This window comes from Rhizorhabdus phycosphaerae (genome assembly GCF_011044255.1).
GTDB classification, from domain to species: Bacteria; Pseudomonadota; Alphaproteobacteria; order Sphingomonadales; family Sphingomonadaceae; genus Rhizorhabdus; species Rhizorhabdus phycosphaerae.
The window spans coordinates 64908-78102 of the sequence record NZ_CP049107.1 but is presented as its reverse complement, the minus strand read 5'-3'; the positions used below and the strand labels follow the sequence as shown (position 1 = coordinate 78102).

Here is a 13195-nt window from a genome sequence, read left to right as displayed (position 1 = left end):
CGTCCGGCGCTCAGACCTTCGCGCCGTCCTTGAGCCGTGCCGCATAGCTCTTGCGGAACTTCGCCAGCTTGGGCGCCACCACCATCACGCAATAGCCATTGCTCGCCCCTTCGCGGGCAAAATACTCCTGATGATAGTCCTCGGCGACATACCAGGGTGCGTCGGGCTCGATCCGCGTCACGATTGGAGCGGGCCAGTCGGCCTGCGCGCGGGTGATGGCAGCCTTGGCCTCGGCCTCCTGCTCGGGCGAATGGGGGAAAATCGCCGAGCGATATTGCGGGCCGACGTCGTTGCCCTGGCGGTTCAGCTGGGTCGGGTCGTGGACGTGGAAGAAGATGTCGAGCAGTTCGCCATAGCTGATGACGTCGGAATCGAAGGCCACGCGGATCGCCTCGGCATGGCCTGTGTCGCCATTGCAGACCTGCTTGTAGGTCGGATTGGGAACATGCCCGCCGATATAGCCGCTTTCAACCGACTCCACTCCAATGATGTCGTCGAACACTGCTTCGACGCACCAGAAGCATCCTCCGGCCAGCGTCGCGATTTCCTTCGCCATGATTGATCTCCGTATTTGGCTGTAGAGATAGGGCATCTAGCCACCGTTGCAACGACGACCGTTCGCGGCGAGCCGTGGAACAGCGGGGATCGGCCGAGGAACCGATGTGCGGCGGCGTCATTGGTCGAATATGGAAGAAATGTTGATTGGCCATTTGGCCTTCCCGCCCAGGCTTGCCGCGCTGGTGGCGGATCTGATCGTGCTTGCGCTTGCAATCCTCGTCGCGACCGTCGCCCATCGGCTCATCCATGCACTGCTCGTCCGGGTCGCCGGACGCACGCGCAACGGCGCGGACGACCTGATCGTCGCCCGTATCCGCGAACCCGCACGCTGGATGTTCGTGCTCGTCGCGCTCGGCATGGTCCAGCCGGCGCTGCACCTGCCCGACTGGGCAGCCCGGCTATGGATTCAGCTCACCGGCTTCGCCATTCCCGGCCTGATCGGCTGGCTCGCCGTCGCGCTCGTTCGTGCGACGAGCGACATATTGAGCGCGCGGCACGACCTGACGGCCGAGGATAATCTGGAGGCGCGTCGGCGTCAGACGCGTCTCGTCATTCTCGTGCGGATCGCGATCTTCCTGATCCTCTTCCTCACCATCTGCATGATGCTGCTCAGCATTCCCGGCGTGCGCAATGTCGGGGTGACTCTGATCGCTTCGGCCGGTCTCGCCGGTCTGGCCGTTGGCGCTGCGGCGCAACCCGCGCTCAAGAACCTGATCGCGGGCATCCAGCTCGCCTTCACCGAGCCGATCCGCATCGACGACGTGCTGATCGTCGAGGGCGAATGGGGCCGGGTCGAGGAAATCCGCCTGACCTATGTCGTCGTCCGCATCTGGGACGATCGCCGGCTGATCGTGCCCGTGTCCAAGTTCCTCGAGGAGAGCTTCCAGAACTGGACCCGCTCCACTTCGGCGTTGATGGGGTCGGTCATCCTCCATCTCGACCCCGCCACCGATTTCGCGCGGTTACGCGCGAAAGCCGGCGAGATCGTAGAGGCCAATGCGCGCTGGGACGGCCGCTTCTGGAACCTGCAGGTGACCGAGACCGCGCCCGAAGCTGTCCAGGTCCGCGTCCTCGTGACCGCGCGCGATGCCGGCCGCGCGTTCGACCTGCGCTGCGACGTGCGCGAGGCGCTGCTGACCTTCATCGCCAGCGAGATGCCCGAAGCCTTCCCACGCCGCCGGCAATTGCCTGCCGGCGCGCTGGAAGTGCGTTCAGCAAAGGCTGAGGGGACCGTTGCGGCCTAGCGGCGCACGGCCTCGCTTGCGTCGCGCACCGCCTTGAATTCCGAGCCGGTCTTCCAACCCGGCCAGCGCCGCGATCGGGCCAGCTCGTCGCCGATGATCGCCATCGCCTCGATATCCTGCACCGCCCCGTCCAGATTCCAGTCCGGGCCCCAGGCATCACAGGCCTGATGGTAGCAGTCGCCAGTGTAGCGATCGATCCAGGCTTGGCCGGCCGCGGCGCCGCCCTGCTCCAGGTCGGACGCCCCGGCGATGCCCATCATCAGCAACACCGGCACACCCCGCTTGGCGAAAGGGAAATGGTCGGCGCGATAGAAGAGTCCCCGCTCGGGCAGGCTCTCGGGCGTCACGCGGCGGCCCTGGGTCGCGGCGACGCGGGCGAGATCGTCCTCCAGCGTCCCCTGCCCCTTGCCGACCAGCACGACGTCACGCGCACGGCCTGCCGTCTGGAGAATGTCGATATCGAGCGTCGCCACGGTCTTCTCGAGCGGGTAGATCGGATTGGCCGCATAATATTCGGATCCGAGCAGGCCGCGCTCTTCGGCCGTCCAGGCGGCGAAGAGCACCGACCGTTCAGGACGCGGCCCAGCGGTCATGCCGCGTGCGATCTCGATGAGCGCCGCGATGCCCAGCGCGTCGTCATTGGCTCCGGCCCGGTAGATGCGCCCCTGCGCATCGGGCTTGCCCGCACCATAGGCGTCCCAATGCGCGCCGTACATCACGGTCTCGTCGGGTCGGCTCGCGCCTGGCAGGCGCGCGAGGACATTGTGGCTCATGACCTGCTCATGCGCCACGGGCACGTCCGCATCGAAGCGCAAGCCCTTCAACTCGATCGGCTTGAAGCCCGACGAGCGTGCGTCGCGCGACAGCCTGGCGAGGTCGAGGCCCGCCGCGGCGAACAACGATTCCGCCGCCGGAGCCGCTAGCCATCCCTGAAGCGCCACGCTCGTCAGGTTCTCCGGCTTGCGCACGATGTCATAATTCTCGCCTCCGGCGCTGATCGCGACGTTCCAGCCATAGCCGGCCCCTGCCGTGTCGTGGACGATCAGCGCACCGATCGCGCCCTGCCGCGCAGCCTCTTCGAACTTGTAGGTCCAGCGGCCATAATAGGTCATCGTCCGGCCGCCGAACTTTCCGGCAACCGGCTCCTTTGAGCCAGCCGCGAAGTCGGGATCATTGACGAGGAAGACGACCACCTTGCCTTTCAGGTCGACGCCCTTGAAATCGTCCCAGCCGCGCTCGGATGCCTTCACGCCATAGCCCACGAACACGACCGGGGCTGCCGCGATCTTCGCGACGTCATCGGGACGGACCGTCGACAGATGGACATTGCCGCCCTGGGTCAGGGCGATCTCCGCCTTGGGCGTCGCGAAGCGCAACAGACGCGGGGCACCCAGCTTCGTATGGAGCAGCGGGACCTGCTGGACCCACTGGCCATCCTTGCCGCCGGGTTCCAGCCCCAACGCCTCGAAGCGAGACACGAGATAGCCGATCGTCCTGTCCTCCCCGCGCGTTCCCGGTGCCCGCCCCTCGAACAGGTCGGAGGCGAGGGTCCGGACGGTCTGCGTCAACCGGGCCGGATCGATGGCCGGAGCGGCAATGGCGGTTTGGGGGACGGCGGCGAGCATCGCCAAAGCGGCGACGATGGAATGAATTATGCGCATGGGCCGATTGTAGGCTGCAGCAGCGCCCGCGCAAGGGTGGGAGAAGGTGCCAGAGGATCTGTAAGCCGGGTTCTGTCCACCGGCCGGAGCCGGATGGGCGATCATTCCTCTAGGACCGCGCTTGCACGCGGCCTCCAGCAATCAACCCGGACGACCGGGCGGAGTAGCCCATGCGCCGTCCCTATTCGATCTTGCTCCCGGTGGGGTTTACCATGCCGTTCCCGTTACCGGGCCCGCGGTGCGCTCTTACCGCACCCTTTCGACCTTGCCCGAAACCCTCGCGGGTCCGTCGGGTGGTTTGCTTTCTGTGGCACTGTCCCTGGGGTCGCCCCCGCCGGGCGTTACCCGGCACCGTCACTCCTTGGAGCCCGGACTTTCCTCCCCGCCTCGCGGCGCGGCGATCGCCCGATCCTCTGGCACGGCGCGTCCGATAGCGGGTTGTGTCGGCAGGCTCAAGCGGATGCAGGGAGCGCGCGATCAGGGCTTGTTGCGCGTATCGAACCGGGCCTCGCCCACCTTGTCGATATTCCGCCGCAGATATCGCTGCAGAAAGAATGTCCCGACGAACAAACCGAACAGGATCAGAAACAGCGCGATGTTCCAAAGCGTCTGCCCCGGCTCCTGAAATTCGGCCCAGAGCGGCAGCAACACCACCAGCATGGCCAGCGGACCGGCGCCGATCTTCCAATGCTGTTCTTTCGTCCGTTTCATGAACTGCCCCCGCAATCTCCAGCACAGCATAAACCAGCGCCAAATCCCGGCAACAGCTCGGGCTCGGGTCACCGATCAGGCGGGGGCGTTCGCGATCGGCTCGCGGTCGAGCAGCAACCGCAGCAATATCGCCCGGCATTCCCCATCGGCAATGCCGTCGACCGTCTCGGGGCGGAAGCGGCGCTGGAAGGCGGTGACGGCGGCAGGGCCGTCGCTGACATCATAGCCGAAGCGCTCCAGCGCCAGCAGAAATCCGCCGGGCGTCCAGTGCGGGTCGGCGAGGTTCTTGCGCGGACGCGGCACGGCGAGGCCCAGCCGGGCCAGCAATTCCCAGTCGAACAGCTCGCCCGGGTCCTGTTTGCGGGCGGGCGCGACGTCGGAATGGCCGACGACATTGGCCGGCTCGATCCCATATCGTTGGACGATATCGGCGACCAGCGGGACAAGCGCATCCATCTGGCTGGCCGGAAAAGGCCGGTAGCCGAATTCGTGGCCGGGGTTGACGATCTCTATCCCGATGCTCGCCGAATTGACATCGGATATGCCGCGCCACAGCGCCTTGCCGGCATGCCAGGCGCGCCGATCCTCGCCGACCAGACGCATCACCTGCCCGTCCTCGGCAACCAGATAATGGCTCGACACCTTGGCCTCGGCATCGGTCAGCCGCGCGATGGCCGAGGCCGCGTCCTGCATCCCCGTATAGTGGAGCACCAGCATCGAGACGGGCAGCGTCCGCTCGTCATGGTTGGGCGAGGGACAATCGATGATCGCGTTCATCCCCACCGATTAGGCGTTGGCACGCACGGCAGCAATGCCCGTCAGTTGGCAAAGCCGCCGGTCAGGCGGCATCGGCCCTCGACTGCCCGCCGAAGGACGCCGGGCGATAGACCATCTGCATGTCGGGATCATGGACGAAGCGGCCGGAAAACCCCGAGGCCGTCTCCCCCGCTCCAAGCAGCAGCGCGCCATCGGGGGCGATCGCCAGCGACAGTCCGTCGAGCAGCTGGCGCCGCCGATCCGGCGAGAAATAGAGCAGCGCATTACGGCAGAGAATGATGTCGAATCGCCCTCCTGCAGGCGGCGGCCCGAGCAGATTGTGCCGCCCGAAGGTGACCATCGCGGCCAGGTCCGCCTTCACGCGCCAGCCCCGGTCGAGAACCGGATCGAACCAGCTCACCAACTTGCGGATCGGCAGGCCGCGCTGAACCTCGAACTGCGAATAGAGCCCGATGCGGGCATGTTGTATGGCGGCGCGCGAGATATCGCTGCCGAAGATTTCGACCCGCCAGCCGGCCCATGTCTCGGCCTGTTCGCCGAAGAGCATGGCCAGCGAATAGGCCTCCTGGCCGGTCGAGCAGGCGGCGGACCATATCCGGATGCGGCGCTCCGCTGCACGGTCGGCCCTAAGACGCGGCAACAGCGTTTCGGCGATCTGCCCGAAGGCGCCTGCATCGCGGAAGAAACTGGTCTCGTTGTTGAGCAGCGCGTCGATCATGTCGAGCGACAGTTCGGCGTCCGTCCCTTTGTCGATGATGCAGGCCAGCTGGTCGATGCTGCACAGCCCGCGATCGCGGCAGAAAGGCGACAGCGTGGTGCCGATCCGCCAGAAGCGTTCGGGTGCCAGACTCTGCCCGGTCGCCTGCTCGAACCGACCGGCGATGATCTGTGCCGCGCGGAGGCTTACTTCCATGCTGCGGCCGCTTCCCGGGCGCAGACGTGGCGCGCCAGATCCTCGGGCGGCAGGACGAGCGAGGCGAAACCCGCCTGCGCGACCGAGCCCGGCATGCCCCAGACGACCGAGCTGGCCGAATCCTGCGCGAGTATCTCGCCGCCCGCCTTGACGATCGCCTCCGCCCCGATCGTCCCGTCACGGCCCATCCCGGTCAGGACAACGCCGACACCGTCGCCGCCGAACATCTGGGCGACAGCCTCGAACATGGGATCGACCGAGGGCATGCACCGGCTCGGTGCCGGCGTGGCATCGATCTGGATGACGATGCGCGAGGCTTTGCGCGCGAGCCGGATATGCCCCTCGCCCGGTGCCACCAGCAGCTCGCCCGCGACCAGCGGCGCGCCGTCGACGGCGACCGACGTCGGCCGGCCGGCAATGTCGCGCAGCTGGGCCGCAAAATAGGGCATGAAGGGTGGCGGCAGGTGCTGCGTGATCAGGATCGGCGCGCGGAAGTCCGGCGTCAGCCGACGCAGGAAGGCCGACAGCGCATGCAATCCGCCGGTCGACGCACCGATGGCAAGACAGGCGATGTGCCCCGTCCGCAGCTGCCGCAGCGGCACGATCGGTGCAGGGACGGCCGGACGCTGGGGCGTGTCGCGCACGCGCCCCTCGCACCTGCCCACTCGCGGCGGAGCATGACCGATGCGGAGCAACGCATCGACGAACTTCTGCGCGAATTCGCCGGCGAAATTGCCCGCCGTAGGCTTCAGCAATGTGTCGGCGGCGCCAAGGGTCAGGGCACGGACAGTCGCCGAGGCCCCGGCTTCGGCGGCCGACGAAACGATCAGCACGCGCGCGCCGTCGCTCGCCGCCAGGATTTCGGGCAAGGCGGTGAGCCCGTCCTTGCCGGGCATTTCGACGTCCAGGACGACGATGTCGATATCCTGGCCGCCCAGAAAGTCGATCGCATGGTCTGCGGTGGGCGAAGCGCCGGCGATATCGAATTCGGGACGCCCCTCGAGCAGCCGCGCGAGCACCGTCCTGGCGACCAGCGAGTCATCGACAAGCAGGACGCGGATCGGCCGCACGGGGGCCGGGGCCGGATCCGGTGGCCCCGAACGCACGCTACCGGTGAGCCCAGCGCGCACCATCGATCAGGCGACGCCCACCAGCTGCAGCTTGCTTTCGAGCGTCTCGCGATCGAACGGCTTCATCATATATTCGTCCGCGCCGGCCTCGATCGCGGCCTTGATGTGCGCAAGGTCGTTCTCGGTCGTGCAGAACACCACCTTCGGCCGCGACGGCAGGTCCGCCGCCCCCAGCGAGCGCAGAAATTCCATGCCGCTCATCACCGGCATGTTCCAGTCGAGCAGGATGACGTCGGGCAAGGTGCCGACGCTGCATCGGTCGAGCGCCTCTCGGCCGTCGCCTGCCTCCTCCACCGAGAAATTCAGGGCTTCCAATATGTGGCGGGCGACCTTCCGTATCACCTTGGAATCGTCAACCACGAGGCAGGTCTTCATGTACCGTCTTCCATCCTGGATAGCCTTTGGCGACAGCTTAGGGCGATCGGGGTAAGCGTGGCGTTAACGGCCGGATCAGGCGGCGAGGTCGAGCGGACCGGCGATGATCGTAGCGACGTCGATCAGCAGCAGCGGCTCGCCGTCGAGTTCCAGCGCGCCTTCGGTGTGCGAGGCCCAGCCGGGCGAAAGCAGCGCCCTGGGGGCCGCAGGGGCGCCGTCGATGACGACCACGTCGTCCACGTCATCGACCAGCATGGCATAGAGATGGCCGTCAACATGCACGATCACCGCCTGGTCGCCATGATCTGACGCGCGGCGCTCGCCCAATGCGGGCAGCGGGTCAATGACGGTCAGCACGCGGCTGCGCAGCGCGAAGAGGCCGCGGACATGCGGGGGGGCGCAGGGAACGGACGTGATCTCGGTGACCTCGACGACCGATTCGACGCACGCCGCCGGCAGCAGGGCGCGCTGTCCGCCGATGGCAATGATCAGATAGAGATTGTGCATGTCAGGCGCTCCGTCGGTTCCAGTGCCGCCGCAGCTGCGCGGCGAGCCCGACGCGGTCGTAGCGCCACAGGCTATCGGGGGAGGCGCCGCGATCGTCGGCCATCGGCCGCAGCTTGAGGATCGGCGCGTCTCCGGTCACCGGGGCGGGCGCGCCGTCGGGCAGGATGATCAGGTCGGCTTTGCCATCGGCCGCCTCACGGTCGAAGACGACATTGTAGCCTGCCCCCTCGACGAGCGGCGCCAGCACCTGCCGCGTCCAGGGATCGTCATCGGACAGCAGGCAGACCGGGCGCTCGTCCGGCGCCGGCTCCCCGCCCAGCCCCTGAGAGAGCCCCTGCGAGAAGAGCCAGAAGGCGTCGATGAACTCGACCGGCTGATCGTCGATCAGCATGACGCCGGCGATTGGCCCCGGGACGACGCTGGGCTGCAGGTCGATCGCCACGGGGACGATGTCGATCACCACGTCGATAGCATAGGCCAGCTCCTCGGCGCCGTCGCGCATCCGCAACACGCGGAACTTGGTCTCGACGATCGGCGCCCCGCACGAAAGCATCGGCAACAGGCGCCCGTCCATGTTGAGCCGCATGCGTCCCGCACTGTTGCTTACCGATGAGGCGAAGCAATCCTCGATCCGCTCGACCAGCGCGAGGGGGATGCCGCGCTGGACCCCGTCGAGATCCCGGAACAGCAGCACGGGCACCACGCCGCTGTCCGCCGCTTCCTCCTCGGGCTCCTCGGCGGCGAGTTCCACCACGGCGGCACCATCGCGCAGCACCCCCGCTCGCTCGGCAATCCCGGCGACGTCGAGCAGCAGCATCGGCCGGCTGTTGTCGGGCAAGGTGGTGCCGCCATAGACTCCGCACGCCATCACGACCGGCGCGGCCGGCTTCACCACCAGTTCCTCATGATCGTGTACGGCCTCGACCGCGAGCGCGTAGCGGGCGCCCCCCGAAAGCTTGACGACGACCAGATTGGCCTGATCGGCGCGAGGCGCCAGGCCAAGCACCGCACCAAGCGACACGACGGGCAGGCGCTGCCCGCGAATATGGACGATGTCCGCTCCGCCGAGCCGCCCCATCCGCACCGCCTGGCCGCCGATCCGGACGATCTCGTCGATCGCGGAACGCGGAATCGCGAAATGTTCGCCACCGCTGCTGATCGTCAGCGCGGGGATGATGGTCAGCGTCAATGGCACGCGAAGCGTGATGCGGACGCCGAGCCCAGGCCGGCTGTCCAGCTCGATCAGCCCACCGATCTTCTCCACATTCGCGCGCACCACGTCCATGCCCACGCCGCGCCCCGAAATGGCCGTGACGTGGCGGGCGGTGGTGAGGCCAGGCTCGAAGATCAGGTCGATCTTGCGGTCGAGGCTGAGCGCCGCCGCCTTCTCGGCAGGCAACAAACCTAGCATGACCGCCTTCTCGGCGAGCTGCTCGCCGTCGATCCCGCGGCCGTCGTCGATGACCTCGATGAGGATCTGGTTGCCCGCCTGACGCGCGCTCACATGGAGGCGTCCCGCCAGCGGCTTGCCCGCGCGCACCCGACCCTCGGCATCTTCGATGCCATGATCGATGGCATTGCGGACGATATGGGTAAGCGGGTCGCGGATCATTTCGATCATCTCGCGATCGAGCTCGACATCGCCCCCGTCGATCTCCAGCTGCACCTGCTTGCCGAGTTCGGCCGAAACGTCGCGTACCATGCGCGGCAGGGCGGCGAACAGTGTCTCCACCCGCGCCATTCGCGTACGGGTGATGGCATCGCGCATTTCCGCGATGCAGGTCGAGAGACGCTCGAATGCGACCTCGGTGGCCGATTCGGTCTCTCCGTCGCGGAGCCGGCGGGCGAGTTCGTTGCGTGCCAGCACCATATCGGAGACGCCGGCCATCATGCGGTCGAGCAGATCGACCGGGAGCCTGATCGTGCGCGCGACGCTACGGAGCTGCAGCGGCGCCGCTGCGGCGCGCGCGGGCGCTTCCCCCGGCGCCGATGGCGTGATCGCGGCTGCGCGGTCATCGGCGCCTTTTGCGAGGCCCGTGGGGACCTCGACGGCCGCTCTGGCCGGTGTTCCCGGAACGGCAGACGGACTCAGCGCCGCAATCAACAGTTCGTCGTCGCCGTCGGGCACGTGAGCGCCGCTTTCAAGCGCATCCGTGAGCTCGGCGATCCGGTCTATGACATTCAGAACCGCACTCACGAGAGCCGGGTCGGGCCGGCGGCGGTCCGACCGGCAGTCGGCAAGGACGTCCTCGGCGGCATGGCTGAGCCGTTCGAGCCGGGGGAGATTGAGGAAGCCGCAGCTGCCCTTGACGGTGTGAACGAAGCGGAAGATTTCATCGAGCCGGGCGCGGTCGTCCGGCGCCTTCTCCCAGGCGACGATCTCACCCGATAATGCTTCAAGCGTATCGCGGGTTTCCGCGACGAATTCGCCGAGCAGATCGTCCATGTCACCCTTCCCGAACAGATAATCGTTCGGGGTCATGCAGTAAGAGGGTTAAGGTGAGGTTTACGCCTCCCTGCTCGCCCTCAGCGGACGATATAGGCCGCGCTTCCGGGGACGCGCCGCATCATTTCGAGGCGGCAGAGCTCCTCGTGCAGATAGCGAAGGATCGAATGGAGTTCGCGGCGAATGTCGTCGGGCACATGTTCGGCGTCCGCCAGCAGCTTGATGCTCTCGATCAGGCGACGCTCCTCGCGGGCCAGATGCCGGACGACAAGCTGCTCATTGTCGAGCAGACGGCTCGCGAGCTGCAGGAAGATGCGGCGTACAATGCCCGCGACGCTGCCACGGTCCGAGGCACGCCCGCCAAGCCGCTCGACGATCAGGTCGAGGCGCTGGATGATCGTCCGGCGCATATCCATGTCGCGTCCGAATTCGGCATAGCTCGCATAGGAATGAGACTGGGAAACGGCGAGGTCGAGCTCGCGCACCGTATCGTCAAGCGCTATACGCAATCGATTGAGCGATTTGAGCAATCCGTTAGCCAACCTAATTTCCCCGCAGCGTCATGGGAGTTCCCGGCGCCCTCTTCGAAGCGTCATGGTCGCTGTCCGACCCGGGTTCTCTCGATCATGCTGCGCCTATTGGCGCATTTATGTGCGCCAACAATATGGGGGATTTACCTTAGGGTGACCCGCAGTCGGCCGGACCTGAGGGATTTTCAGCGCGGCAGCCGGGCCCCGATCATCAGCAGCCCCTCGGACGGGGTCGAAAGCTGCACCTCGCCGCCCGCCTCTGTCACGAGGAGGTGGACGAGCCAGGCAGCGGCAGCGCGAGCGGAAAGGAGATCGGGGTCGGCCTCACCGAGCAGGGCGTTGCGCAACTCGGCGTCGAGCACGACGCGCGGGCCTTCGGCACGCAGGACGACCTCGCCATTCTCCGCGGCGACATCGAGCTCCCCGCCCCGCACCAGGGCGTCGCCAGCGAGCAGAGCCAGGTTGAGGAGGATCTTGATCGAATCCTTCGGCAGGCTGGGAGCTTCGACCATCCAGCCGAGCTTCACCTTGCCATTGCCATGCAGGCCCTCGATTGCGGTGCGTGCCTCACGCGTATCGATCGCTTCGCCGAAGCCCCCGGCCGCACCGAAGGCCAGCCGGTAGAATTTCAGACGGTTCGCGGTCGCCGCTGCGCTCTCCGCGAGCAGCTCCAGGCAGCGCTCGCGCATCTCGGGATCGGTCTCGTCTGCCAACAGTTCGATGCCGTTGTTGAGCGCGCCGACCGGCGACAACAGGTCGTGGCACAACCGCGAGCAGAGAAGGCTGGCGAAATCGGCCGACCGGTTGACCATGGGAAACGTTCCTCGAGAAAGGCGGACAGGCCGCGTCTTCTGCCTTGCGCACGCATGCAAGGCAATCGCGGAAGTTCATTCCACAAGCAGTTCGACCGGAACGAAGTCTCTGCTGGACGCAGTTCGCCACGCAGTCACCCTGCCCCCCGCGACGATGATCCACAGGCTGCCGGGCTCCGCCGCCGCACGATCGCGTTCCGACGGCGCGGCTATCCCATTGGGGTGCGAATGATAATGGCCAAGCAGATGTAGCCCGCCATGCCGGGCCGCGCGATGCACCGCGATCAGCGCTGCGGGATCGACTTCGAAGCTGGTGCGAGAATCGCCGGCCACGTTGCGGCAATGCTCGACCTGCTCGATCGCCTCGCCCCGACCCAGCAACAGGCCGCAGACCTCGGCGGCAGGGCTCGCCGCCGCCCGGCTGATGATCGCGTCAAGCAACGCCCTTGATATCCGCATCGGCATCGCCACATGCCTAGACGATGACTGGGGGGAAATCGACGCTGACGGCCGTGGTGCCGGACGATGCGGCAGGCTGGCGGCTCGATCGTGCGCTCGCGGTCGCCCTCCCCACCCATTCTCGCGAACGCCTCAAGGCACTGATCTCCTCGGGTCAGGTGTCGACTCCGGAGGGCGTTCTCGTCCGCGATCCGGCGGCGAAAGTCCTGCCAGGGGCGATTTTCGAGGTTCGCGTGCCGGCCCCCGCGCCTGCGCACAATGAAGCGCAAGACATCCCGCTGACCGTGGTGTTCGAAGACGAGCATCTGATCGTGATCGACAAGCCCGCCGGGCTGGTCGTGCATCCGGCCGCCGGCAATCTCGACGGAACCCTGGTCAACGCGCTGTTGCACCATTGCCGGGGCAGCCTCTCCGGCATCGGCGGTGTCGAGCGCCCCGGCATCGTCCACCGCATCGACAAGGACACGTCGGGATTGATGGTCGCTGCCAAGACCGACCCGGCCCATGTCGGACTGGCCGCCCAGTTCGCCAAGCACAGCATCGATCGCCGCTATCGGGCGATCGTCGCCGGCCGGCCGAGGCCAGCCGAAGGAACGGTCGATGCTCCGCTCGCGCGGTCGGCCGCGAACCGCAAGAAGATCGCCATCGTCGGCGACGGACGCGGCAAGCGTGCCGTGACGCATTTCTCTACGATCGAGCCGCTGCGCGCAGCCGCGCTGGTCGAATGCCGGCTGGAAACGGGACGTACCCACCAGGTCCGCGTCCACATGGCGTCGCTCGGCCACCCACTGCTAGGCGACCCGGTTTATGGTCGCAGCCGCCCGGAACATCGGGAGTTACTCAACCGTTTGCAATTCAAGCGTCAGGCGCTGCACGCTGCCCGTTTGGGCTTCTTGCATCCGATCACAAGCGCGGCTTTATCGTTCGATAGCGAAATTCCGGCCGACATGCAGCTTTTGTTCAGCGATTTGCGTTTATAGATGCTATGGATGTTACAGAACGGTACGGAGTGATTCTCCTTATCGACACAGAGGTCAAACGGGCCGCATTCCACGGCCGAAGGGAGTAAGTC

14 protein-coding genes and 1 other RNA gene are annotated in these 13195 nt (G+C 66.6%); 2 read left to right on the top strand and 13 right to left on the bottom strand.

All coding sequences use genetic code 11. The features are described from left to right. Nucleotides 1-10: 10 nt before the first annotated feature. Nucleotides 11-556: a peptide-methionine (S)-S-oxide reductase MsrA gene (gene msrA / locus G6P88_RS00410; protein WP_165321319.1), complete on the bottom strand. Its 546-nt coding sequence runs from the start codon at nucleotides 554-556 to the stop codon at nucleotides 11-13. Between the two features lie 139 nt (nucleotides 557-695). Here msrA and G6P88_RS00405 point away from each other — a divergent pair, with 139 nt between their 5' ends. Beyond that, a complete protein-coding gene (locus tag G6P88_RS00405) occupies nucleotides 696-1802 on the top strand; it encodes a mechanosensitive ion channel family protein (protein ID WP_165321318.1) in 1107 nt (368 codons plus the stop codon). Here the strand turns inward: G6P88_RS00405 and G6P88_RS00400 are convergent. The 12 genes from G6P88_RS00400 to G6P88_RS00345 form a co-directional block, all read right to left on the bottom strand. Then, a complete protein-coding gene (locus G6P88_RS00400) occupies nucleotides 1799-3427 on the bottom strand; it encodes a M28 family metallopeptidase (protein WP_425594484.1) in 1629 nt (542 codons plus the stop codon). The genes G6P88_RS00405 and G6P88_RS00400 overlap by 4 nt on opposite strands. 81 nt (nucleotides 3428-3508) lie before the next feature. Continuing rightward, nucleotides 3509-3880: RNase P RNA component class A (rnpB, locus tag G6P88_RS00395), an RNA gene on the bottom strand. Nucleotides 3881-3940: 60 nt separating this feature from the next. After that, entirely contained in the window at nucleotides 3941-4174 is a 234-nt protein-coding gene (locus G6P88_RS00390; protein ID WP_165321316.1) for a hypothetical protein, read from the bottom strand. A gap of 75 nt (nucleotides 4175-4249) precedes the next feature. After that, nucleotides 4250-4951: an N-acetylmuramoyl-L-alanine amidase gene (locus tag G6P88_RS00385; RefSeq protein WP_165321315.1), complete on the bottom strand. Its 702-nt coding sequence runs from the start codon at nucleotides 4949-4951 to the stop codon at nucleotides 4250-4252. Nucleotides 4952-5012: 61 nt separating this feature from the next. Next, nucleotides 5013-5864, bottom strand: coding sequence for a CheR family methyltransferase (locus G6P88_RS00380; RefSeq protein WP_165321314.1), 852 nt, complete (start codon nucleotides 5862-5864; stop codon nucleotides 5013-5015). Beyond that, on the bottom strand, nucleotides 5855-6934 hold the full coding sequence (gene cheB, locus G6P88_RS00375; RefSeq protein ID WP_226946664.1) for a chemotaxis-specific protein-glutamate methyltransferase CheB: 1080 nt from the start codon (nucleotides 6932-6934) through the stop codon (nucleotides 5855-5857). The genes G6P88_RS00380 and cheB overlap by 10 nt, the downstream gene beginning before the upstream one ends. Before the next feature lie 66 nt (nucleotides 6935-7000). After that, entirely contained in the window at nucleotides 7001-7369 is a 369-nt protein-coding gene (locus G6P88_RS00370; RefSeq protein ID WP_165321312.1) for a response regulator, read from the bottom strand. A 75-nt stretch (nucleotides 7370-7444) separates the two neighbouring features. Further along, nucleotides 7445-7876, bottom strand: coding sequence for a chemotaxis protein CheW (locus G6P88_RS00365; protein ID WP_165321311.1), 432 nt, complete (start codon nucleotides 7874-7876; stop codon nucleotides 7445-7447). A 1-nt stretch (nucleotide 7877) separates the two neighbouring features. After that, complete coding sequence (locus G6P88_RS00360) at nucleotides 7878-10322, bottom strand: chemotaxis protein CheA (RefSeq protein ID WP_165324807.1); 2445 nt, start codon at nucleotides 10320-10322, stop codon at nucleotides 7878-7880. A gap of 80 nt (nucleotides 10323-10402) precedes the next feature. After that, entirely contained in the window at nucleotides 10403-10831 is a 429-nt protein-coding gene (locus G6P88_RS00355) for a ferritin family protein (RefSeq protein WP_165321310.1), read from the bottom strand. A 206-nt stretch (nucleotides 10832-11037) separates the two neighbouring features. Beyond that, entirely contained in the window at nucleotides 11038-11664 is a 627-nt protein-coding gene (locus G6P88_RS00350; RefSeq protein WP_165321309.1) for a histidine phosphotransferase family protein, read from the bottom strand. A gap of 75 nt (nucleotides 11665-11739) precedes the next feature. Next, the gene (locus tag G6P88_RS00345; RefSeq protein WP_247710559.1) at nucleotides 11740-12105 is read right to left on the bottom strand and encodes a M67 family metallopeptidase; all 366 of its coding nucleotides are present in this window, start codon (nucleotides 12103-12105) and stop codon (nucleotides 11740-11742) included. Between the two features lie 41 nt (nucleotides 12106-12146). Here G6P88_RS00345 and G6P88_RS00340 point away from each other — a divergent pair, with 41 nt between their 5' ends. Further along, nucleotides 12147-13103 carry an RluA family pseudouridine synthase gene (locus tag G6P88_RS00340; protein WP_165321307.1) on the top strand — a complete coding sequence of 319 codons (957 nt, stop codon included), beginning with the start codon at nucleotides 12147-12149 and terminating at the stop codon, nucleotides 13101-13103. Nucleotides 13104-13195: the final 92 nt, after the last annotated feature.